Origin of the sequence: Piscinibacter gummiphilus (genome assembly GCF_002116905.1) — a bacterium.
Taxonomy (GTDB): domain Bacteria; phylum Pseudomonadota; class Gammaproteobacteria; order Burkholderiales; family Burkholderiaceae_C; genus Rhizobacter; species Rhizobacter gummiphilus.
Genome location: NZ_CP015118.1, coordinates 6,259,738 through 6,281,009, shown reverse-complemented (window position 1 = coordinate 6,281,009; position 21,272 = coordinate 6,259,738). Strand labels below are relative to the sequence as shown.

Genomic DNA, 21,272 nt, shown 5'->3' with positions numbered 1-21,272 from the left:
ATATCAGGGTTAACCAGCACTTCCGATGCTTGCGTTTCCGGTGGTTAGTTGTACGATGACATACAACGTGCGGACGTCGCACTGCCCCGCCCGCCATGAGTGGGCATCCTCACTCGGAGTCTCCATGAACCCCCAAGAGCTGAAACAAGCCCTTTCGTCCGGTCTGCTGTCCTTCCCGCTGACCGACTTCGACGCGAACCTCCAGTTCAACAAGGCCGCGTACACGAAGCGCCTCGAATGGCTGATGCCCTACGGCGCCACGGTGCTGTTCGCCGCCGGCGGCACGGGTGAGTTCTTCTCGCTCGAACCGGGTGAGTTCACGGAAGTGGTCCGCACCGCCGTGGAAACCTGCAAGGGCGACACGCCCATCGTGGCCGGCGCCGGTGGTGGCACCACGCTCGCGATCCAGTATGCCCAGGCCGCCGAGAAGGCCGGCGCACAAGGCATCCTGCTGCTGCCGCACTACCTGACCGAAGCTTCGCAAGAAGGCCTGATCGCCCACGTGAAGGCCGTCTGCGCCTCCGTGAAGATCGGCGTGATCGTCTACAACCGCGCCGGCATGCGCCTCTCGCCCGCCTCGCTGGAACAGCTGGCCGAGCAGTGCCCGAACCTGATCGGCTACAAGGACGGCGTGGGCGACATCGAGCTGATGGTGTCGATCCGCCAGCGCCTCGGCGACCGCTTCTCGTACCTGGGCGGCCTGCCCACCGCCGAAGTCTTCGCACACGCCTACCGCGCGCTCGGCGTGCCGGTGTACTCGTCGGCTGTCTTCAACTTCATCCCGAAGACCGCGATGGAGTTCTACAACGCGTACGCCAAGGGCGACATCGCGACGACCGACCGCCTGATCAAGGACTTCTTCCTGCCCTACCTCGAGATCCGCAACCGCGGCCATGGCTACGCCGTGAGCATCGTGAAGGCCGGCGCCACCATCATCGGCCACTCGGCCGGCCCGGTGCGTCCCCCGATCTCGGACCTCAAGCCGACGGAAGTCGAGGACCTGCGCGCCCTGATCGCCAAGCTCGGTCCCCAGTAATCCGTTCACGGAGACCCGCCGATGAAACAGAACCTCATCGGTGGCGAGTGGGTCGACGGACCCCGCGCCACCCGCAACATCAACCCGTCGGACACGCGTGACCTGATCGGCGAGTACGCGCTCGCCGACGCCGCGCAGACGAAGACGGCCATCGCCGCGGCCGAAACCGCCGCCGCCGGCTGGGGCCTCAGCACCCCGCAGCAGCGTTTCGACGCGCTCGACGCCATCGGTTCCGAGATCCTCGCCCGCAAGGCCGAGCTCGGCGACCTGCTGGCCCGCGAGGAAGGCAAGCGCCTGCCCGAAGCCATCGGCGAAGTGACCCGCGCCGGCAACATCTTCAAGTTCTTCGCCGGCGAGGCCCTGCGCCAGGCCGGTGAGGTGCTCGGTTCGGTGCGCCCGGGCGTGGGCGTGGAAGTGACGCGTGAGCCGGTCGGTGTGGTCGGCCTGATCACGCCGTGGAACTTCCCGATCGCGATTCCCGCGTGGAAGATCGCCCCGGCCCTCGCCCACGGCAACGCCGTGGTGTTCAAGCCGGCCGAGCTGGTTCCCGGTTCGGCCTGGGCGCTCGCCGAGATCATCTCGCGCAGCGGCATCCCGGCCGGCGTGTTCAACCTCGTGATGGGCCGCGGCACCGAAGTGGGCGCCACGATGCTCGAGGACAAGCGCGTCAACGCCATCAGCTTCACCGGCTCGGTGGGCACGGGCCAGCGTGTCGCGGCGGCGTGCGTGTCGCGCTTCGCGAAGTTCCAGCTGGAGATGGGCGGCAAGAACCCGTTCGTCGTGCTGGACGACGCCGACCTCGCGGTCGCCGTCAACTGCGCGGTGGACAGCGGCTTCTTCTCGACCGGCCAGCGTTGCACGGCCTCGTCGCGCGTGATCGTCACCGAAGGCATCCACGACAAGTTCGTGGCCGCCGTGGCCGAACGCATCAAGACGCTGAAGGTCGACGACGCCCGCAAGGCCGGCACCGACATCGGCCCGGTCGTGGACGACCGCCAGCTGGCGCAGAACCTCGAGTACGTGAAGATCGGCCAGGACGAAGGCGCTCGCCTCGTCACCGGCGGCCAGGCCATCCCGACGAACGTCGACGGCCAGCCCGGCTACTTCATGGCCCCGGCGCTGTTCGCCGACACGGCCCCCACGATGCGCATCAACACCGAGGAGATCTTCGGCCCGGTGGTCAGCGTGCAGAAGGTCAAGAACTACGACGAAGCGCTGCACCTGGCGAACGACACCCCGTTCGGCCTCGCCTCGGGCATCGCGACGACGTCGCTCAAGCACGCCACGCACTTCAAGCGCCACGCGCAGGCCGGCATGGTGATGGTCAACCTGCCGACGGCGGGTGTGGACTACCACGTGCCGTTCGGCGGCCGCAAGGGTTCGAGCTACGGCCCGCGCGAGCAGGGCAAGTACGCCGCCGAGTTCTTCACCACGGTGAAGACGGCGTACACCTCGGCATAAGGCTTTCGCCGCTTGCCGAAGCGCCCGTCCCGGTGTCCGACGACACTGGGACGGGCGTTGTCCGTTGTGTCGGTTCCTTGACAGCCGACCCCGGAAACCCGACCATCGATATTCTGTTGTACGACAACTTACAACACTGCTTCACCTCTGTTTGACCGAGCCGTACGCCATGGACCAGCCCGTCGCCCGCCCTCCCCACACGATCCGCATGCACGACGCGGACAACGTCGCCATCGTCGCCAACGACGGCGGCCTGCCGGCCGGCACCGTGCTGCCGAGCGGCCTGGTGCTGAAGGACCACGTGCCGCAAGGCCACAAGGTGGCCCTCGAAGACCTGCCCGAAGGGGGTGTCGTGCGCCGCTACAACGTGGCCATCGGCTACGCGGCCAAGGCCATTCCGGCCGGCAGCTGGGTGCACGAGAAGATCCTGGTGATGCCCGGCGCCCGCGAGCTGGACAACCTGCCCATCGCCACCGTCAAGCCGCCCGCGATGCCGCCGCTCGAGGGCTACACCTTCGAGGGCTTCCGCAACGCCGACGGTTCGGTGGGCACGCGCAACATCCTCGCCATCACCACCACCGTGCAGTGCGTGGCCGGGGTCGTCGACTTCGCCGTGGCCCGCATCAAGAAGGAACTGCTGCCGCTGTACCCGAACGTCGACGACGTGGTGGGCCTCGAGCACACGTACGGCTGCGGCGTGGCCATCGACGCGCCCGACGCGATCATCCCGATCCGCACCGTGCGCAACATCAGCCTCAACCCGAACTTCGGCGGCGAGGTGATGGTGGTGAGCCTCGGCTGCGAGAAGCTGCAGCCCGAGCGCCTGATGCCCCCCGGCACCATTCCCATCGTCGACAAGCGCGGTGAAGAGGAAGCGGAAGACCTCGACGTCGTCTGCCTGCAGGACAACGAACACGTCGGCTTCCTGTCGATGATCGATTCGGTGCTCGAGTCCGCCAAGTTCCACCTGGAGCGCCTGAACAAGCGCCGCCGCGAGACCGTGCCCGCCAGCGAACTGGTCGTGGGCGTGCAGTGCGGCGGCAGCGACGCGTTCTCGGGCGTCACCGCCAACCCCGCCGTGGGCTTCTGCACCGACCTGCTGGTGCGCGCCGGCGCCACCGTGATGTTCTCGGAAGTGACCGAGGTGCGCGACGGCATCGACCAGCTCACCTCGCGCGCCACCACCCCCGAGGTGGCCGACGCGATGATCCGCGAGATGGCCTGGTACGACGCGTACCTGAACAAGGGCCGCGTGGACCGCAGTGCCAACACCACGCCCGGCAACAAGAAGGGCGGCCTCTCGAACATCGTCGAGAAGGCCATGGGCTCCATCGTCAAGAGCGGCTCGTCGCCGATCTCGGGCGTGCTGTCCCCGGGCGACAAGCTCAAGCAGCGTGGCCTGATCTACGCCGCCACGCCGGCCAGCGACTTCATCTGCGGCACGCTGCAGCTGGCCGCCGGCATGAACCTGCACGTGTTCACCACGGGCCGCGGCACGCCGTACGGCCTGGCCGAGTGCCCGGTCATCAAGGTGGCCACGCGCTCCGACCTCGCCCGCCGCTGGCACGACCTGATGGACATCAACGCCGGCCGCATCGCCGACGGCGAGGCCACCATCGAGGACGTGGGCTGGGAGATGTTCCGCCTGATGCTCGACGTGGCCAGCGGCCGCAAGCAGACATACGCCGAGCAGTGGAAGCTGCACAACGCGCTCGTGCTGTTCAACCCGGCCCCGGTGACCTGATCCGGGCCGTAGACTGCCGGGCATGGCGCTCCACACCTGGCTGATCTACCTCCTGGCCGTCCTCGGCCTGTCGCTCACGCCCGGGCCCAACAGCCTGCTGGTGCTGACGCACGGCGCGCTGCACGGCCACCGCCGCACCCTGTTCACGGTGGCCGGCGGCGCGGTGGGTTTCATCGGGCTGATCGCGCTGTCGATGCTGGGCATCGGCGCGCTGCTGCAGACGGCCTCGGGCGCGCTCACCGTGCTGAAGGTCGTGGGCGGCGCCTACCTCGTGTGGCTCGGCATCCAGCTCTGGCGCGCGCCGCCGCTGAAGCTCGACGCCGCCACGGGTGGCGAGGCGCTGGACCACCGCGGGCGCGTGCTGTTCCGCCAGGGCCTCTTCTCCGCCGTCTCCAACCCGAAGGTGCTGCTGTTCTACGGCGCCTTCCTGCCGCAGTTCATCGACCCCGCCCGCGACCTGCTGCTGCAGTTCGCCATCCTGGCCGGCACCTTTGCCGGCATCGAGGCGGTGGTCGAGGTCCTGCTGGCCCGCCTGGCGCACCGCGTGCGGCCGTGGCTGGAACGCACCGGCCGCACCTTCAACCGCGTCTGCGGCGGCCTGTTCGCCGCGATGGGGGCCGCGCTCCCGCTGACCCGCTGAGCCGGTCTGCGGTTCGCCCGCGCCGTCGCGTCCGGGCAACGATTTCGCCCTAGTGGTTTTCACTGCACGGCCGTCCACTTCATCCGGCGCCGGGCCCTCATTTGTCCGGAAATTCCACATCGTGGAGTGCCTCTTTCACCCCTTGGACGCCTCTGACGCCCGGTGACATGGGGTCATGCAAACGTTGCATGACCCCCCGATGCACGGTGAGGCCCCTCGCCGGACAATGGCAACACAATGAGTTGACGGTCGTTCGTTTATCCCTCGAATGACTCCGTCCGACCCGATTCCCGGCCCTCACCCTTCGGCCGGAAGGCCGACGAGATGGACAAAAGCGGCATGGGGCGAGCCCCCCAACGAGGCCTGCGCACGCAGGCCGGCGCGAGGCTCGCCCGATTCCGTTTTTAACTTTGATGATTGGAAGCACCATGAACCAACCGAAGCTGGAAGGGCTGCGCTTGAACGTCCCTGCCTACGTGAAGAACAACCGCCTGATCTCGTGGGTGGCCGACGTCGCGGCGTTGACCGAGGCGAAGGACGTGTACTGGTGCGACGGCAGCACCGAGGAGTACGACCGCCTGTGCGCCCAGCTGGTGGCCGCCGGCACGTTCAAGAAGCTCAACCCCGAGCTGCGCCCGAACAGCTACCTCGCCCAGAGCAGCCCGAGCGACGTCGCCCGCGTGGAAGACCGCACCTTCATCTGCTCCGCCAAGAAGGAAGACGCCGGCCCCACGAACAACTGGATGGCCCCGGCCGAGATGCGCGAGCTGCTGCAGACCGGCGACAAGGCGCTCTTCAAGGGCGCGATGCGCGGCCGCACGCTGTATGTCGTGCCGTTCAGCATGGGCCCGCTCGGCTCGCCCATCGCCCACATCGGCGTGGAGCTGTCCGACAGCCCGTACGTGGCCGTCAACATGAAGATCATGACCCGCATGGGCAAGGCCGTGCTCGAGGTGCTGGGCGCCGAAGGCCACTTCGTCCCCTGCGTGCACACCGTGGGCGCCCCGCTGGAAGCCGGCCAGAAGGACGTCAGCTGGCCCTGCAACACCACGAAGTACATCGTCCACTACCCCGAGACCCAGGAAATCTGGAGCTACGGCTCGGGCTACGGCGGCAACGCGCTGCTGGGCAAGAAGTGCTTCGCGCTGCGCATCGCTTCCACGATGGGCCGTGACCAGGGCTGGCTCGCCGAACACATGCTGGTGCTGGGTGTCACCTCGCCCGAAGGCAAGAAGCACCACGTCGCGGCCGCCTTCCCGAGCGCCTGCGGCAAGACCAACTTCGCGATGCTGATCCCGCCCGCCGGCTTCGACGGCTGGAAGGTCACCACCATCGGCGACGACATCGCCTGGATCAAGCCGGGTGCCGACGGCCGCCTGTACGCCATCAACCCCGAAGCCGGCTACTTCGGCGTGGCCCCGGGCACCAACAGCCTGACCAACGCCAACTGCATGGCCAGCCTGAACCGCGACGTGATCTTCACGAACGTGGCGCTGACCGACGATGGCGACGTCTGGTGGGAAGGCATGACCGACACGCCTCCGGCCCACGCCATCGACTGGCAAGGCAAGGACTGGACGCCGCAGATCGCGAAGGAAACCGGCGCCAAGGCCGCGCACCCGAACGCCCGCTTCACCGTCGGCGCGCTGAACAACCCGGCGCTCGATGCCGAGTGGGACAACCCCGCCGGCGTGCCCATCGACGCGTTCATCTTCGGTGGCCGCCGTTCCACCACGGTGCCGCTCGTGACCGAGGCCCGCACCTGGAACGAAGGCGTCTACATGGCCGCCACGATGGGTTCGGAAACCACCGCCGCCGCCGCGGGCCAGCAGGGCGTGGTGCGCCGCGACCCGTTCGCGATGCTGCCGTTCATGGGCTACAACATGAGCGACTACTTCCAGCACTGGCTGAACCTCGGCGCCAAGCTCGAGAAGTCGGGCGCGAAGCTGCCGAAGATCTACTGCGTCAACTGGTTCCGCAAGGGCGCCGACGGCAAGTTCGTGTGGCCGGGCTACGGCGACAACATGCGCGTGCTGAAGTGGATGCTGGACCGCGTGGAAGGCAAGGGCCAGGGCGAGGAGAACCTCTTCGGCGTGACCCCGCGCTACGAAGACCTGACCTGGACCGGCCTCGACTTCACGAAGGCCCAGTTCGACCAGGTCACCGGCATCGACAAGGCCGCGTGGCGCGACGAACTCGGCCTGCACGCCGAGCTGTTCCAGCAGCTGGCCTACCACCTGCCGGCCGAACTGACCGCCACGAAGGCGGACCTGGAGAAGCGCCTGGCCGCCTGACGGTCTGCCGCTTCCCAAGACAGAAGGCCTCGCATCGCTGCGAGGCCTTTTGCATTCGGGCCGGCCCGCGAGGGCCGGTGTGTCTCCCCGGGGCGTTCGCCCTCGCCGTGTCAGAAGCGCGTGAGCGTCAGCGACAGCCGGATCGAGAGGTCCGGGAACATCGGCGACGGCTCACGCGGGCGCACCGGCATGATCGTGAACAGGTCGTCGTCGCGGCACCCGGGCCGCGGGCGCGGCCGCGGGCGGCAGTCGTTGCCGCCGTCGTCGTGCGGCGGCTTCGGGTTCGAGCCGTTGCAGAAGCCGCCGTGGAAGAAGATGCTGATCAGCGAGCTGAGGCGCGCGAAGGCGTCCTTGTGCTTGTCCACCAGCGCGCCGCCCTTCTTCAGGTCGGTCTCGTTGATGTACTGCTGGTCCACCTTGCGGACACGGCCACAGTCGTCCACGGCCACGAAGCCCTTGCCGGCCGGATTCTCGTGCAGCGTGTTGCCGTCGCTCACCACGGCGTCGAGCGTGCGGCCCCAGCCCTTGGCTTCGTCGATCTTCAGGTCGCCCGTGGTGTTGCTGTCCACGCCGCTGATCTGCACGCCGTAGTCGCCGTTCGTGATGGTGACCTTCGACGACAGCGTGGCGTTCGGGTCCTTGTCCCACGGGGTGGTGTTGATCGTCACCTTGGTGCCGTCTTCCAGCTGGAAGGAGGTGGTGCCCCAGAAGTCGAACTCGTGCTTGCCGTCGATGTTCATGTGGGGGTCGCCCCACGCTTCGTACGTTTCGCCGGTCTTCTTGTTGAAGATGTTGACGGTGTTGTTGTCGTCGGCGGTGATGCGGTAGTTGTCGTTCTCGAACACAGCCTTGCCACCCTGCATCGACGTGCTGGCGTTGGTCGGGTTCGACGGGTCGGCGCAACGCGGCGGCTGGCAGCCGCCGATGGCGATGCTGGCGTTGTACTGGGCCTGGATGGTCATGAGGCTCTCCCTTGAAAAGATTGTTGGACGAGGGGGGATGTGCTGCGGATGGGATTTCAGCCGGAGCGGCCCTTCCCTGCCAGATGGGACGTGCGATAGCTGTGAAGCACCCTAGCTGGGGCGCACCCCAGGCACCCGGTCACCACCGCACACCTTTTGGGGATGGCCCTGTCGAGGCGCTGCCGTAGACTGCCCTCGTCCCGCGAGACCGACACACAGCGGCCACGGGACCCAGGGAGAGGACAACGACGAATGGCGAACCTGCTCATCCGGCACGGCACCCGCGCGGCCGGCCCCTACACCTTCGAGGAAACCGAACGGTTCCTCGCCGAAGGCACCTTGCCGGCCGACGCGCTGGCGTGGACCGAAGGCCTGATCGACTGGACCCCGGTGGGCACGGTGATCGCACAGCTCAAGGAGCGCATCGCCGCCATCACCCCGCCCGAGTTCACCGACCTCGCGCGCCGCGTCGAGCTGCCCGACGGCGTTCGAGGGCTGAGCTGGGCCGGCTTCGTGATCGCGCCGTTCTGGGCCGTGGGCAACCGCGTGTGGATCGGCCTGCTGGCGCTGATCCCCGGCCTGGGCCAGCTCGTGAGCCTCTGGCTGCTGTTCCACGGCCGCGAACTCGCGTGGCGGCGCGGCGGCTGGCCGAGCCTGAACGCCTTCCGGCAGGCGCAGCGGCGGTGGTCCATCGCGGCGGCCATCGCGGCACCCCTCATCGCGGTGCTGACCGTGCTCGTCGCGATCGAGGCGCAGCAGCAGCGTGGCGGGCGGCCCGCACCGGAGGCTCCTGCGCCCGCACCGCGTGAGGCGGCGCCCGAACCCGCTCCTCCGGTCCAGCCGCTGAAGCGCCGCGGCGCGCCGGCGACCGAACCCGCCGCAGGCGGCGCCGTCGCCCGCCTCCCGCTGCCGTTGCCCCGTGCCGCGTTCGAGGCGGCGCTGCGGGGCCGCACGCCCGCCGAGGCCGAGGTCATGGTGGGCACGCCGGCCGCCCGGCACAACGAGCAGGGCGTGGTGGTCCACGTCTTCCAGAACGCCACGCTGAACCCCGAGACCCGCGGCCCCGACGACGCCACCATCGTGATGTTCGCGGACGGCCGGGCCGCGATGTTCCGCTACGCGCAGCAGACGAGGTGAACACCATGAACGCCCCTTGCGAACTGGTGCTGGTCAACACGCCGGCCGACCTGCCCGAGGCGCTGCGCGACGCGGCCCTCGCCCACCTCGCCACGGTCACGCGCCGCACGGCCGACGACCTCGCCGCGCTGTGGTCGCATCCGCGGCCGGTGCTGGCGCGCACCGCCGACCGCGCCGAGGCGCTGCGCCTGCAGCAGGACATCCGCCGTGCAGGCTGGCACAGCGAATTGCGCGAGGCCGCCCCGCCCGTGGTGCGGCCGGCTGCTGTCGCCGCACCCGAACGCGTGTGCCCCGCCTGCACGCACACCAATGCGCCGCTGGCGCGCTTCTGCGGCGACTGCGGCGCGGCCCTGCCCGCGCTGCCGGTGCGTGCGCCCAGCCAGCACGACAGCGACCACGACGACGCCCTCGGCGCCACCGCGCGTTCGGTGGCCGGCCTCGCGGGCCTGCCGGCGGTGCGCGGCTTCAGCATCGGCGCGCTGTTCGACGAGGTCTTCAAGCGCCGCACCCCGGCCGAGATCGAGGACCACCTGATGGCCGGCACGCTGCGCACCACGCCGCTCGTCACCGACGTCTCGTGCGACTGGCCCCGGCCGTGGATGTTCGCGCGCCTGTTCCTGCTGTCGGCCTTCCTGTTCGTGATGTTCTGGGCCGGCTACCGCTACTTCGCCAACGACAACCTCGTGCCGGGCACGATGGTCATCGGCTCGTTCGTCGTGCCGATGACGGTGGTGCTGCTGTTCTACGAGCTGAACGCACCGCGCAACGTCTCGCTGCTGCTGGTGGCGAAGCTGGTGCTGCTGGGCGGTGCGTGGTCGCTGGTCATCTCGCTCGTGCTGTTCAAGCTGGGCAAGGACGTGAGCAGCCTGATCGGCGCTTCGGCGGCCGGGCTCATCGAGGAGACCGGCAAGCTGGCCGCCGTCGTGTTCGCCACGCGGTCGCTGAGTTCGGTGCGCTACCGCTACACGCTCAACGGGCTGCTGTTCGGTGCCGCCGTGGGCGCGGGCTTCGCGGCCTTCGAATCCGCGGGGTACGCCTTCGTGCAGCTGGTCAAGGGCGGCTTCGGCGCGATGGACAACATCATCCTGCTGCGCGGCGGCCTCTCCCCGTTCGGGCACGTGGTGTGGACGGCGATCACCGCCGGTGCGCTGTGGCGCGTGAAGGGCGCCCTGTCGTACCACGGCACCCTGCTCGCGGAACGGCGTTTCCTCGGCCTGTTCGTGACGGCAGTGGTGTGCCATGCGATCTGGAACGCGCCGTTCTCGATCGGCCCGGGGCTCACGAAGTACGTGCTGCTGGGCGTCGTCGCGTGGATGATCGCGCTGTCGCTCGTGCAGGACGGGCTGGGCCAGGTGCGGCGTGAGCAGCAGTCGGTGGGCACGCCCACCGCGTGACGCCCGGGTGCGGTTTCAGCGCGGGTCGGCCGTCCGGTCCAGGCACTCCTGCACCAGCTGTGCCCAGCTGTTGAGCAGACGGTCCGACACCCACGTCGGGTGCAGGTAGCGGTGCACGACCAGGCCCTCGACGTCCTCGGTCCAGGGCGCCCCGCGGGGCGAATCGGGGTCGTCGGCGCACAGCACCACGCGGCGGTAGCTCGCCATGCCGTCGCGGCCGTCCACCTCGTCGAAGTTCACATCCCAGCGGTAGCGCGGGTCGCGCCGGATCACCGCTTCGCCGATCAGCAGCGCGAGGTCGAAGGTCAGCGCGTACACGACTTCGTCGCCGCGGTACGAGGTGCGGTCCCACACGCCATGGCTGCCGATGCGCGGGTCGTGCGCGGCGGGCCAGGTGTCGTTGGCCCACCGGTGCAGGGCCTCGAGCACGGGCTTCCATTCGCCGCCGTCCAGCACCGGCCGCGCGTCGATGCCCTCGGCGTCGAGCCAGGTGACGAGGTGGGCGAGGCGCTGCTCGCGAACCGCGAGCAGGTGCGACAGGTTCTCGCGGGCCTGGGCATCGGTCCAGCGGAACGACGGGCCGGCGTGGGGCGTGTCGTGGGACGGGTAGCCGTGCAGGCGCTCCCGCAGCCGGGACCGCGGAGGGATCCCGCGCCGCGCCAGCCAGTCGAACCAGTGTTTCACGGGACCGTCGATTCGAGCGCGCCGGGCCCCGCGTAGAGGCTGCGGTGGTCGCGCCACCACACGGGGCGCAACCCCTCCACGAACGGCGGATCGGGGAAGTCGCGATGGCCCGTGGCCTCGAAGCGCATGACCACGAGGTCGATGGGCGAACACACGGGCGGGGCTGCCGCGTCGTCGGGCAAGGTGGGGTCGAGCAGCACGGCGCGGCCGACGAAGGGGCCGCCGTCGGCCACGTGGTCGTCGTACCGGTCCACGCCCCACGCGAAGGACGGCGCGGCGCGCAGGGCCAGTTCGCCGAGGGCCACGGCCACGTCCACCGCGTGGGTGTACGCCGCGGCCTGCTCGCCGGTGGCCCGCTGCCAGCCGGTCCACGGCTCGGTGCCGGGCCGCACCCAGGCGCGGCGGATCAGGCCGGGCCAGGTGGTTCGGGTCCAGTGATCGAGGGCCTGCACCGCGGCCAGCGGCTCACCGCCGAGGTCGATGCCCGCGGGCCGCAGCAGCTCGCCCAGCCGGGCGAGCCGGCGGGAGCGGCTGGCCCGAAGGGCTGCGAGTTCGGAGTCGCCGAGGCCCGAAGCCCACGGGGGCGGTTCGGCCTCGACCCGGCGCAGCAGCGGGTGGCGCTGGAAGGGCAGTCTCATGGCGCGGGCTCGAAGGTGCCTTGCCGGTCGCTCATCGTAGCGAAGCCTTCTGGCCCAGGGTCTTGCCCATGCCTTCGGCCAGGGCCTGCAGCCACGACTTGGCGCCTTGCTTCCAGCCACGTTCGCTCGACGAGGCCGTCACCTTGTCCGGGTGCCGCGGCGCGGCACCTGGGCGGCGGACGCCGAACGTGCCGATCACTGCAGGTAGCTGACGGTCGAGAAACACTCCAGCGGCTTCGCCGCGCCGCCGCTCACGTACTGCACCGGCCGCGAACCCGGGCTGTCCTCGTCGACGTTGCGGTCGGTGGCCGCGGCGTACCAGCGCTTGCAGTAGCCGGTGCCGATGCCCGGGATGGACACGGCGCCGGCGTTGGTGCGCAGCACGAGGTATCTGCCGTCGGGAGACCAGCCGGCGTTCTCACCGAAGTCGCCGTTGGAGAAGCGCTCGACCCGCGTGCCGTCGAGGCTTGCGATCCAGATGTCGAACTTCGTGATGCCGCCGTCGTTCCAGCCCAGCTGGATGGCCAGCTGCTGGCCGTCGGGACTCGCGGCCAGCGAACGACGCAAGCTGAAGCCCGCCGGCACGGCCAACGTGCCCAGTTCGCGTTCGTTGCGGCCGTTCGCCGAGGCCGATCCGGTGATCACCTTGCGGTCGCCGCGGGTGTAGACGTACGCGTCGGCGGACAGCCAGTCGAAGTCGTAGACGACGGCGGTGCCGGTGTTCGAGAAGTCCACGGCGAGCTTCGGGTCGGCCGGCGTGGCGAGGTCGACGATCAGCAGGCCGCTGCGCGAGAGTGTGTTGTTCGCCGCGAGGTCGGGGTACTGCACCATCGCCAGGTAGCGGTTGTCCTTCGAGAATCGGAAGGCGGTGGTGTAGCCCTCGAGCAGGAACTCGGACACGACGGCCTTCGTGGCGGTGTCGCGCACCTCCACGCTCATGTAGTCGGAGTTCTCCACGCCGGTTTCGGTGTCGTGCCACGACACCGCGTAGCGCGTGCCGTCGGGCGAGAACGTGATGGACTGGTTGGCGGCGTCGCGTGTGATGACCGTCGATTCGACGCCGGTGTTCGCGTTGATGCGGCGGTAGGACGGGGTGTCGGTGGGCCGCAGCCAGAATGAGCCTGTCAGGCCCGGGTTCAGCCCGGCGCCGGTTGTCACGCCGCCACCGCCTCCCGGACCGCCCACCGGTTCGCCGCCCCCGCCTCCACCGCATCCCAGCAAGACACTGACGGCCAGTCCCAGGCCTGCGATGGCGGACATGCATTGAAGTTTGTTCATGGAGGGTTGGATGGCGAGAAGGGGGGCGCGTCAGCTCGCCGTCGGATGGCGGCCGGGCGTTGGCAGTCGCTGTGGTTCTTCATGGCGAACGGGACCTTTGACATGGGCGACACAAAAAAATCGGCGACGCAGGTCGCTGCTGCGCGAGGTGCCGCTTCGCGGCACCGTGGCAGGGCCGGGAAGGCTTCAGCGCCGGACGGTCCCCTCCGTCATCGCCGCCGCCACTTCACCCCGCCATGAGGCACACGGGCGTGGGGGCGGAAACTCGATTGCCGCTCAGTTCAGGTAGGTCGCGCCGGCACGGCACGGCATCACGGCCGCCTTGCCGCTTTCGAGGTACTGGACCTGGCGCGACTCGGGGCTGCCCTCGTACACGTTGCGGGCCGTGGACGGTGCGTACCAGCGCTTGCAGTAGGCGGTGCTGGCGCCTCCCTGCGAGTAGAACCCCGCGTCGGTGGACAGCACGATGTACTTGCCGTCGGGCGACCAGGATGCCCCACCGCCGTACTTGCCGGTCGAGAACCGTTGCGAGCCGCTCCCGTCGGCGGCCGTCACCCACACGTCGAACTGCGTGACACCGTCTTCCCAGTTGAAGTTCACGAGGAGCTGGGTGCCGTCGGGGCTGGCATTGATGGTGCGGCCGATGAAGAGTCCGGCCGGCACGTCGACGGTGCCCTTCACCGTCTCGTTGCCGCCGGCCACCAGGGCGCTGCCGGTCACGATGCTGCGGTCACCGCGCAGGTAGACGAACTGGTTGTTGGGAAGCCAGTCGTAGCCGAACACCACGTTCTTGCCGGTGCGCGAGAAGTTGACGACCGTCGTGGGGTTCGCGGGATCGGCGAGGTCGAGGATGGCCAGCCCGGACTCGGCCAGGTTCAGTTCGCCCACGCGGTTGGGGTAGCGGATGGCGGCCAGGAAGCGGTTGTCGGGCGAGAACCCGAAGTTGTTGGCGAAGCCATCGAATTCGAGCTTGAACAGGCGATTCTTCGTGGCGGTGTCGTAGACCTCGAGCACCATGTACTCGGAGTTCTCCTGGCCCACCACGCTGTCGTGGACCACCTGGGCGTAACGGCTGCCGTCCGGCGAGACGTAGAGCAGGTGCTTGTTGCTGGGGGCCCGCACCACCGGTGTGCTGGCGCCCGTTGCGGCGTCGACGCGCAGCAGGTCCAGAGAGGCGACCGGGGTCATGTAGATGGATCCGGTCAAGCCAGGGTTGACGGCGTTGCCGCCACCGGCCGGCGGCGGCGTCGTGTCGACGGCCGGGTCTCCGCCACCACCTCCGCCACAACCGACCAGGGCACAGACGGCGAGTGCGAGGCCTGCGATGGCGGACATGCGTTGAAGCTTGTTCATGGCGAAGAGTTCCTTTCTGACTGCCGAATGAAACGAAAAAGGCACCGGCGCCTGGTGGCGCCGATGCCGTGGTGCCCGAAGGCACCGGGGCGATCGCGGCAACGTCAGCCCTTGCGGCCCATCTGGCTGAGACCTTCGCCGATGGACTTGAGGGCGTTCGAGAACGCGCTTTGCAACAGGCTGAACTCCTGCGACACGCCTTGGAGTTCGGTCTGGGTCTTGGTGAATGCCGCGGCATCGGCCTGGGCCTGCTGGGCGTCGGCCTGCTTCTGCTCGGCCGAGGTTTCGTTCTTGGCGCCGTCGGCGGCCTTGGTGGCATTGGCAGCCTGCTTGTCGGACAGGTCACCCATCTTCTGGGACAGCTCGACCATCTTCGAGGCCTTCTGGCCCAGGGTCTTGCCCATGCCTTCGGCCAGGGCCTGCAGCCACGACTTGGCGCCTTGCTTCGAGCCACCTTCGCTGGACTGGCCGCAGCCGTCCTTCTTGTCGAGTTCGTCCTTGACGTTCTTGATCATCGTCTTGGTGAGCTCGTCGATGAAGTCCTTGCACCAGTCCTGCACGCCCTTGTCGTTGTCGACGCAGTGCTTGGCATCCGGCGAGACGTTCTTGTCCTTGGACTCGGCGATGGCTTCCTTGATCGCGTTCTTGACTTCCTTCGCGAGGAATGGCGGCATGCCGCTTTCCTTCTGCAGGTGGTCGACGGTGTTGTTCGCGGCCTGGCCGACGGCGTCCTGGACCAGATTCCCGATCGCACCGCCGATGGCCGCGCCGATCGGGCCGCCGAAGATGCCACCGACGATGCCGCCGATGCTGCTGAGGAGGCCGCCGCCTTGGCCGCCACCCAGACCACCCACCACGCTGTTCAGAGCTCCAGACATGTTTCTCTCCTGTTCAGTTCAATTCCGTTGATATGAGGCGCCCGACGTTGCGGGGCCCCCCTGCAACTCACTCGCCACCGTTGCCGATCGCGTACTGCAGAGTCGACGGAATGAATTAAAGGCGGAGGGTCCTTCTTTCGTAAGCTGGTGCGTGCGATAGCTAGGGTGCGCCCCAGCGGTGAAGTCGAAGCGGACGTGGGGCGTGTTCATGCGCGCGGGCTCACTGGATGAGCCACCTCGTCGGACGACGTGGCGCGCAGGGGTTCGCGCGACAGCAGCGAGATGCCGCCTCCCGTCACGCCGAGCACCCATTCCTCGCCGCGGTACTGCATGACCACGACGCGCTCCTTCGCACCCACGGGCAAGGCGCGCACGAAACGCAGCTCGTCGGCGTCGGGGCGGGAACCGGGAAGCAGGCGGCCCTGCTGGAGCCGCTTGAGCATCGCGAGGCTCACCCACGCGAGCAGGCCCACGAAGGCCAGTGCGAGCAGCGTGCTGAGGAGTTGCGACGAGAAGTTGTCCATGGCTCGGTCGGGGAACGGCTGAGCATTCTTCCCCACCGTCCGTGACAAATGCCACACCCGGGTGGCTTGCAACCTAGGGGTTGACCGAGGGAGGACGGAGCGCGGCATCCCTGCCGCGACGGGATTCAGGGGTGGGCCGGAGGGCGGCGCACGGCCACGATGTCATAGGTGCCGAGACCGAAGCTCGACTCCTTCACCTGGTTGCTCTGGTTGCCCCCCAGGAGGGTGACCCGGCCGTCACCACCGGACACAAAAAAGCCCACATGGTTCTGACCCGAGGCCTTGTTGCGGATGACGACCACGTCGCCGTTGTGGGCGTTGCCGAGGCCGTTGACCCGATCGCCCCATGACGCCCAGCTGATGGCCGCGGCGCTGTCGGTACCGCGGTGGCCGGCCTTCTCCAGCGACCAGTTGACGAACGAGGCGCACCAGGGCGTCTCGTCGGACCGCGACCGCAGCGAAGTGGTCTGGTGGTACTCGACGATGCGCGCGTTGTGGCGGCTGCCCGCGATCTCGCGCTGGCCGGTCTCGCCGCGGGCGATGGCCATCCAGCCGCCCGCATCGCTGCCCAGCTGGCGGCCGAGCTGCGCGAGCGTCGCGCCGCTTTCAGCGGCGGGACCTTGCGGGCGCGTGGTACCGCGGCCGGGCAGGTTCAGGCGTTCGCCGGCGATGATCAGGTCCGGGTTGCGGATCTGCGGGTTCGCGTCGAGCAGCGCCTGCACCGTGGTGCCGTGTTCGCGGGCCAGGCCCGAGAGCGTGTCGCCCCGGTCGATGCGCACCGACGACGGCGGGGTGTCGGCCGAGGTCGAGGGACCGGCGGGGGACGAACGGGTGCTGCTGATCGCGGACATGGTGGGGACTCCTGGGCGAAGTCCGCACCTTAGGGGCCGCGGGCCGCCCCGTCGATCTGTCGCCGACCCTGGCTAGGGTGCACCCGAGGGGGCGTCGGGGCGCATGTCGTCGGGGTATCGCGTGAGGTCTTCGCCGGGCGCCTTGCGCCGCGCCCGGGCACCGGGTTCGCGGGGCCGTGTCTTCAGCGGGTCGTGGTGGGACTCGACCTGCTCGCGCACCTCGCGCGCCCACAGGATGACCTCGGCCATCACCTCGAACGTGTCGCGCGGGATCACCTCGCCCTCCTCGCCGCGCGCGAGCAGGTCGCGGGCGAGCGGGATGTTGCGCACGATCGGCACGCCCGCCGCCTCGGCGGCTTCGCGCATCGCACGCGCCGTGTCGTCCTCGCCCTTGGCCGAGATCGTGGGCACGGGGCAGGTCTCGCGGTCGTAGTCGATCGCGATGGCGACGTGGGTCGGGTTCACGAGCAGCACGTTGGCCTGCGCTGCGGCGTTCGCGGCATTGCGCTGCGACCACTCCTGGTGGGTCTGGCGGCGGTGGGCCTTGATGTGCGGGTCGCCTTCGGATTCCTTCATCTCCTGCCGGATGTCGCGCAGGCTCATGCGGTTCTTCTTCGTGAAGCTGTGGCGCTGCCAGACGATGTCGAGCACGCTGACGAGCGCGAAGACCCCGAGCGTCCATGCGAGCAGCCGCAGGCTCAGCGCCCAGATCGCATCGCCGATCGCGCCGGGGGGCGCGGTCGACAGCAGCGCGAACTGCGGCATCAGCGAACGCAGCACGAGCCAGCCGATCGCGAACAGCAGCGCGGTCTTCGCGACGGCCTTCAGCACCTCGACGACGTTGTCCATGCTGAACATCCGCTTGATCCCGGCCGCGGGGTTCAGGTGCTCGGCCTTCGGCTTGAGCTTGTCCATCGCGAACACCGGGCCGGCCTGCAGGAACTCGACGAGCAACCCGACCACGATCACCGGCACGAGCAGCAACCCGGTGGCCCACAGCACCGTCTCGAGCGCAAGCCACCCCATCGCCGGGGCCGAAAACGAAAACGGCTGCACGACGGCGTCGATCACGCGGTCGGTCAGCGCGACCACGCGCTGCCCCACGAGGGGGATCGCGAGGGCGCCGAGCGCCAGCCACACGAGCAGCGTCAACGTGCTCGTGATCTCCTTGCTTTTCGGGACGTCGCCTTTCTTGCGCGCGTCCTTCAGCCGTTTCTCGGTCGGCTTTTCGGTCTTGTCGCCACCGTCGTTGCTGTCGGCCATGGGGGTCCTGGGCTGTTCAAAAACGCGCAAAGCGTGCCCGAAAAGCGCGCCCGGCCACCCCCACCCCTAGTTTGAGGCGTAACGCCCGCTTACATCGATGACAGGTCTCGCCCCTTTATTGGGCCCCCTCCGTTTGTGACAGCCGGCTCGTAACGTCGACTTACAAACGGTCGTGATCCACGTCACGAATCGGACGGTTCGGCCCTGCAACATCCCGGCATCGAAACCGACGCAGTGCGGTTCGGGAGGGCAAAACCCCCAAGGGAGTTCCGATGTTCGGCGGATGGATCAACCCGGGAGACGCAACGACGTCCCCCCTATTCACGGTAGTTGTTGCGGTGATTGCAATGTTCAGCCCGGCGGTCCAGGCCTGTGGACCCGGGGGGATGGCAGCCGCGCTGCAGGCCCCCACGGTGGCCACCAAGTTTGCGCTCGCTCGCGAATTTTGCGTGACGGATGAAGGAACGTCGACGGCCGTGGCACCGCGTTCCCCCGACACGTCCCGGTACGCCGAACAGCTCTGGCTGTACGACCGGCCGGCGGTCCGGACGCCGGAGGCCGCCTTGCCGGAACCGGTCCGGGCGTCGCCGCCGGTCGCCGCACCGACGGCCTCGGTCATCCGGTCGTCCGCGCCCGTGGCCGGCCGCCCGATCCGGGGCGTGAGCCGCGAGGCGTCGGCCCGCGCACTGTCGCTCGTGCCGCAAATCAGCGACGTCGCCGCGCGCTTCCGCATCGACCCGCTGCTGCTGCACGCCATCGCCCACGTCGAGTCGCGCCACAACCCGGACGCCGTGTCGCACGCCGGGGCGCTGGGCCTGATGCAGGTGATGCCGGCCACGGCGCGCCGCTTCGGGGTCACGTCCCCGAAGGCGCAGCTGCACGACCCGAAGATCAGCCTCGAGGTCAGCTCGGCGTACCTCAAGACGCTGCAGCGGCGCTTCGACAACAACCTCACGCTCGTGATCGCCGCGTACAACGCCGGCGAAGGCGCCGTCGAGAAGTACGGCCGCCAGGTGCCGCCGTACAAGGAGACGCAGGGCTACGTGCGCGACGTGATGGCGCATTACCGCGCGCTGCTGAGCCTGCGCGACGCCGGTGCCACCCCGGCGCCGGCGCGCCCGATGCTCTGACGGGAGCACCGGGATGAGCCTTTCCGCGTATTTCCAGTCCGCGTCGCTGCGCCCCGAGGGGACGCTCTCGCGTTACAGCGACCTCGTGCTCGTGGCCGGTGTCATCGCCATCGTGGCGCTGATGGTGTTGCCGCTGCCGCTGTTCGTCATCGACCTGCTCGTCGCCGTGAACCTCGCGATGGGCGTGATGCTGCTGCTGATGGCGATCTACATCGGCTCGCCGCTCGAGTTTTCGGTGTTCCCGAGCGTGTTGCTCGTGAGCACGCTGTTCCGCCTCTCGCTCGCCATCGCCACCACGCGGATGATCCTGCTGCACGGCGACGCGGGCCACATCATCGACACCTTCGGCAAGACGGTGGCCGGCGGCAACCTCGTCGTGGGCCTGGTGGTGTTCCTGATCATCACGGTGGTGCAGTTCATCGTGATCGCGAAGGGCGCGGAGCGGGTCGCCGAGGTGGCCGCGCGGTTCTCGCTCGACGCGATGCCGGGCAAGCAGCTGTCCATCGACTCCGACCTGCGCTCGGGCCTCATCGACAAGGACGAGGCCAAGCGCAAGCGCCGTGAGCTGGAGATGGAAAGCAAGCTGCACGGCAACCTCGACGGCGCGATGAAGTTCGTCAAGGGTGATGCCATCGCGGGCATCGTCATCATCGTGATCAACCTGCTCGGCGGCCTCGCGGTGGGTGTGCTGCAGCAGGGCATGGACATGGGCCATGCGATGACGAAGTACTCCGTGCTGACGATCGGCGACGGCATGGTCTCGCAGATTCCCGCGCTGCTCGCGGCGATGTCGGCCGGCCTGATCGTCACGCGCACGTCGGACGCCGAGGACAAGCACCTGGGCGACGCGATGCGCAAGCAGTTCACCGCGAAGCCTCGCGTGCTGCTGGTGGCCGGCGGCATCTGCGCCCTGTTCGCGCTGGTGCCGGGCTTCCCGGCGGTGACGTTCCTCGTGATGGCGGTGGTGCTGGGCGGTGGCGGCGCGCTGATGACGCCGGTGCTGCGCCAGCGCATGGCAAAGGCCTCCGGGCCGGCGTTCGAGGCCGTCGTCAAGCGCAAGGAAGCGCCCCCGGGCGTGCTCGCCACCGCGCTGCCCACGCCCCACCCCGCCGTGCCGCTGCTGCTCGAGCTGCCGCCGCGCGCGCTGGGCAACGACCAGGGCGCCGCGCTCACGCGGTCGCTCGAGGCGGTGCTGGAGCACTTCCAGCTGTCGCTGGGCCTCGCGCTGCCGCGCATCAGCATCCACGCGCGTGCCGACGGGGGCGACGGCTGGCAGCTGCACGCCTTCGAAGTGCCGGTGGCCCGCGGCGAGGTGCCGCAGGGCGACGTGCCGGCGGAACTGGCCGGTGCCGTGCGCGAGGCGCTGCGCCGCCACACCATGCTGTTCCTCGGCATCCAGGAGGCCAGCGCGCTGCTGACGCGGGCCTCGCTCGATTACCCCGAGGCCGTGAAGGAAGTGCTGCGCGTGATCCCGATGCAGCGCCTGGCCGACATCTTCCGCCGCCTCGTCGAGGAGGAGGTCTCGGTGCGCCACATGCGCGACATGCTCGAGGCGCTCGCCGAGGCGGGCCAGCGCGAGAAGGACGTGTTCACGCTCGCCGAGTTCGCGCGCATCGCGCTCAAGCGCCACATCAGCCACCGCTACGCACCCGACGGCCTGCTGCGGGCGACGCTGCTGCTGCCCGACCTGGAGGAGCTGCTGCGCCAGGCGCTGCGCACCAACGGTGGTGTCCAGCAGCTGGCCATCGACCCGCAGGTGGCGCGCCAGGTGATCGACCTGATCCGCCAGAGCGTCGAGACCCATGGGGTGGCCGCCGTCGTGACCACCGTCGACCTCCGCCGCCACGTGCGCAAGCTGATCGAACTCGACTGCTTCGACGTGCCGGTGCTGTCGTACCACGAGCTGATGCCGTCGTTGCGCCTGGACGTCGCCGACCGTGTCGGTGCGCCCGCCACGGCGCTGCTCGAAGCCGCCTGACCGGGGTCCGCCCCACCGCTCTCCACG

At 69.1% G+C, this 21,272-nt stretch carries 18 protein-coding genes; 9 read left to right on the top strand and 9 right to left on the bottom strand.

Annotation, left to right across the window (positions count from 1 at the left end; all coding sequences use genetic code 11):
• Positions 1-124 precede the first annotated feature (124 nt).
• The 5 genes from kdgD (at position 125) to A4W93_RS28810 (ending at position 7,175) form a co-directional block, all read left to right on the top strand.
• Complete coding sequence (gene kdgD, locus A4W93_RS28830) at positions 125-1,036, top strand: 5-dehydro-4-deoxyglucarate dehydratase (RefSeq protein ID WP_085753884.1); 912 nt, start codon at positions 125-127, stop codon at positions 1,034-1,036.
• Between the two features lie 21 nt (positions 1,037-1,057).
• A complete protein-coding gene (locus A4W93_RS28825; RefSeq protein WP_085753883.1) occupies positions 1,058-2,497 on the top strand; it encodes an aldehyde dehydrogenase family protein in 1,440 nt (479 codons plus the stop codon).
• Between the two features lie 169 nt (positions 2,498-2,666).
• Positions 2,667-4,241, top strand: a complete 1,575-nt coding sequence (gene garD / locus A4W93_RS28820; protein WP_085753882.1) for a galactarate dehydratase — start codon at positions 2,667-2,669, stop codon at positions 4,239-4,241.
• Positions 4,242-4,263: 22 nt separating this feature from the next.
• A complete protein-coding gene (locus A4W93_RS28815; RefSeq protein ID WP_085753881.1) occupies positions 4,264-4,881 on the top strand; it encodes a LysE family translocator in 618 nt (205 codons plus the stop codon).
• A gap of 428 nt (positions 4,882-5,309) precedes the next feature.
• Complete coding sequence (locus tag A4W93_RS28810) at positions 5,310-7,175, top strand: phosphoenolpyruvate carboxykinase (GTP) (RefSeq protein ID WP_085753880.1); 1,866 nt, start codon at positions 5,310-5,312, stop codon at positions 7,173-7,175.
• Between the two features lie 110 nt (positions 7,176-7,285).
• Here A4W93_RS28810 and A4W93_RS28805 read toward each other — a convergent pair whose 3' ends face one another.
• Positions 7,286-8,137 (bottom strand): DUF1521 domain-containing protein, encoded by an 852-nt coding sequence (locus A4W93_RS28805; protein WP_085753879.1) that lies wholly within the window; start codon positions 8,135-8,137, stop codon positions 7,286-7,288.
• Positions 8,138-8,389: 252 nt separating this feature from the next.
• On the opposite strand from A4W93_RS28805, the gene A4W93_RS28800 reads away from it, so the two are divergent.
• Together A4W93_RS28800 and A4W93_RS28795 are read left to right on the top strand one after the other, a co-directional pair.
• On the top strand, positions 8,390-9,274 hold the full coding sequence (locus A4W93_RS28800) for a DUF4339 domain-containing protein (protein WP_169726600.1): 885 nt from the start codon (positions 8,390-8,392) through the stop codon (positions 9,272-9,274).
• 5 nt (positions 9,275-9,279) lie between these two features.
• Positions 9,280-10,668, top strand: coding sequence for a PrsW family glutamic-type intramembrane protease (locus tag A4W93_RS28795; RefSeq protein ID WP_157131798.1), 1,389 nt, complete (start codon positions 9,280-9,282; stop codon positions 10,666-10,668).
• Between the two features lie 15 nt (positions 10,669-10,683).
• On the opposite strand, the gene A4W93_RS28790 is transcribed toward A4W93_RS28795, so the two are convergent.
• The 8 genes from A4W93_RS28790 to sctU form a co-directional block, all read right to left on the bottom strand.
• Positions 10,684-11,352 carry a hypothetical protein gene (locus A4W93_RS28790; RefSeq protein WP_085753876.1) on the bottom strand — a complete coding sequence of 223 codons (669 nt, stop codon included), beginning with the start codon at positions 11,350-11,352 and terminating at the stop codon, positions 10,684-10,686.
• Complete coding sequence (locus A4W93_RS28785; protein WP_085753875.1) at positions 11,349-11,990, bottom strand: hypothetical protein; 642 nt, start codon at positions 11,988-11,990, stop codon at positions 11,349-11,351. Before A4W93_RS28785 ends, A4W93_RS28790 begins: the two co-directional genes overlap by 4 nt.
• Positions 11,991-12,185: 195 nt before the next feature.
• Positions 12,186-13,250 carry a WD40 repeat domain-containing protein gene (locus A4W93_RS28780; RefSeq protein WP_157131817.1) on the bottom strand — a complete coding sequence of 355 codons (1,065 nt, stop codon included), beginning with the start codon at positions 13,248-13,250 and terminating at the stop codon, positions 12,186-12,188.
• A gap of 294 nt (positions 13,251-13,544) precedes the next feature.
• Entirely contained in the window at positions 13,545-14,621 is a 1,077-nt protein-coding gene (locus A4W93_RS28775) for a PD40 domain-containing protein (protein ID WP_085753873.1), read from the bottom strand.
• A 104-nt stretch (positions 14,622-14,725) separates the two neighbouring features.
• Positions 14,726-15,499 (bottom strand): hypothetical protein, encoded by a 774-nt coding sequence (locus A4W93_RS28770; RefSeq protein ID WP_157131797.1) that lies wholly within the window; start codon positions 15,497-15,499, stop codon positions 14,726-14,728.
• A gap of 206 nt (positions 15,500-15,705) precedes the next feature.
• A complete protein-coding gene (locus A4W93_RS28765) occupies positions 15,706-16,023 on the bottom strand; it encodes a FliO/MopB family protein (RefSeq protein ID WP_157782244.1) in 318 nt (105 codons plus the stop codon).
• A 125-nt stretch (positions 16,024-16,148) separates the two neighbouring features.
• The gene (locus A4W93_RS28760; RefSeq protein WP_085753870.1) at positions 16,149-16,874 is read right to left on the bottom strand and encodes a C40 family peptidase; all 726 of its coding nucleotides are present in this window, start codon (positions 16,872-16,874) and stop codon (positions 16,149-16,151) included.
• A 72-nt stretch (positions 16,875-16,946) separates the two neighbouring features.
• Complete coding sequence (gene sctU / locus A4W93_RS28755) at positions 16,947-18,137, bottom strand: type III secretion system export apparatus subunit SctU (protein ID WP_085753869.1); 1,191 nt, start codon at positions 18,135-18,137, stop codon at positions 16,947-16,949.
• 476 nt (positions 18,138-18,613) lie between these two features.
• Between sctU and A4W93_RS28750 the strand changes: the two genes are divergently transcribed.
• Entirely contained in the window at positions 18,614-19,267 is a 654-nt protein-coding gene (locus tag A4W93_RS28750) for a lytic transglycosylase domain-containing protein (protein ID WP_157131796.1), read from the top strand.
• A 13-nt stretch (positions 19,268-19,280) separates the two neighbouring features.
• Positions 19,281-21,245, top strand: a complete 1,965-nt coding sequence (locus A4W93_RS28745) for an FHIPEP family type III secretion protein (RefSeq protein WP_085753867.1) — start codon at positions 19,281-19,283, stop codon at positions 21,243-21,245.
• The last annotated feature ends 27 nt before the right edge of the window (positions 21,246-21,272 follow it).

Coding starts and splice junctions, on each gene's coding strand:
- kdgD (WP_085753884.1), top strand. CDS start 125: ATGAACCCCCAAGAGCTGAAACAAGCCCTTTCGTCCGGTCTGCTGTCC.
- A4W93_RS28825 (WP_085753883.1), top strand. CDS start 1,058: ATGAAACAGAACCTCATCGGTGGCGAGTGGGTCGACGGACCCCGCGCC.
- garD (WP_085753882.1), top strand. CDS start 2,667: ATGGACCAGCCCGTCGCCCGCCCTCCCCACACGATCCGCATGCACGAC.
- A4W93_RS28815 (WP_085753881.1), top strand. CDS start 4,264: ATGGCGCTCCACACCTGGCTGATCTACCTCCTGGCCGTCCTCGGCCTG.
- A4W93_RS28810 (WP_085753880.1), top strand. CDS start 5,310: ATGAACCAACCGAAGCTGGAAGGGCTGCGCTTGAACGTCCCTGCCTAC.
- A4W93_RS28805 (WP_085753879.1), bottom strand. CDS start 8,137: ATGACCATCCAGGCCCAGTACAACGCCAGCATCGCCATCGGCGGCTGC.
- A4W93_RS28800 (WP_169726600.1), top strand. CDS start 8,390: ATGGCGAACCTGCTCATCCGGCACGGCACCCGCGCGGCCGGCCCCTAC.
- A4W93_RS28795 (WP_157131798.1), top strand. CDS start 9,280: ATGAACGCCCCTTGCGAACTGGTGCTGGTCAACACGCCGGCCGACCTG.
- A4W93_RS28785 (WP_085753875.1), bottom strand. CDS start 11,990: ATGAGACTGCCCTTCCAGCGCCACCCGCTGCTGCGCCGGGTCGAGGCC.
- A4W93_RS28780 (WP_157131817.1), bottom strand. CDS start 13,250: ATGTCCGCCATCGCAGGCCTGGGACTGGCCGTCAGTGTCTTGCTGGGA.
- A4W93_RS28775 (WP_085753873.1), bottom strand. CDS start 14,621: ATGAACAAGCTTCAACGCATGTCCGCCATCGCAGGCCTCGCACTCGCC.
- A4W93_RS28770 (WP_157131797.1), bottom strand. CDS start 15,499: ATGTCTGGAGCTCTGAACAGCGTGGTGGGTGGTCTGGGTGGCGGCCAA.
- A4W93_RS28765 (WP_157782244.1), bottom strand. CDS start 16,023: ATGGACAACTTCTCGTCGCAACTCCTCAGCACGCTGCTCGCACTGGCC.
- A4W93_RS28760 (WP_085753870.1), bottom strand. CDS start 16,874: ATGTCCGCGATCAGCAGCACCCGTTCGTCCCCCGCCGGTCCCTCGACC.
- sctU (WP_085753869.1), bottom strand. CDS start 18,137: ATGGCCGACAGCAACGACGGTGGCGACAAGACCGAAAAGCCGACCGAG.
- A4W93_RS28745 (WP_085753867.1), top strand. CDS start 19,281: ATGAGCCTTTCCGCGTATTTCCAGTCCGCGTCGCTGCGCCCCGAGGGG.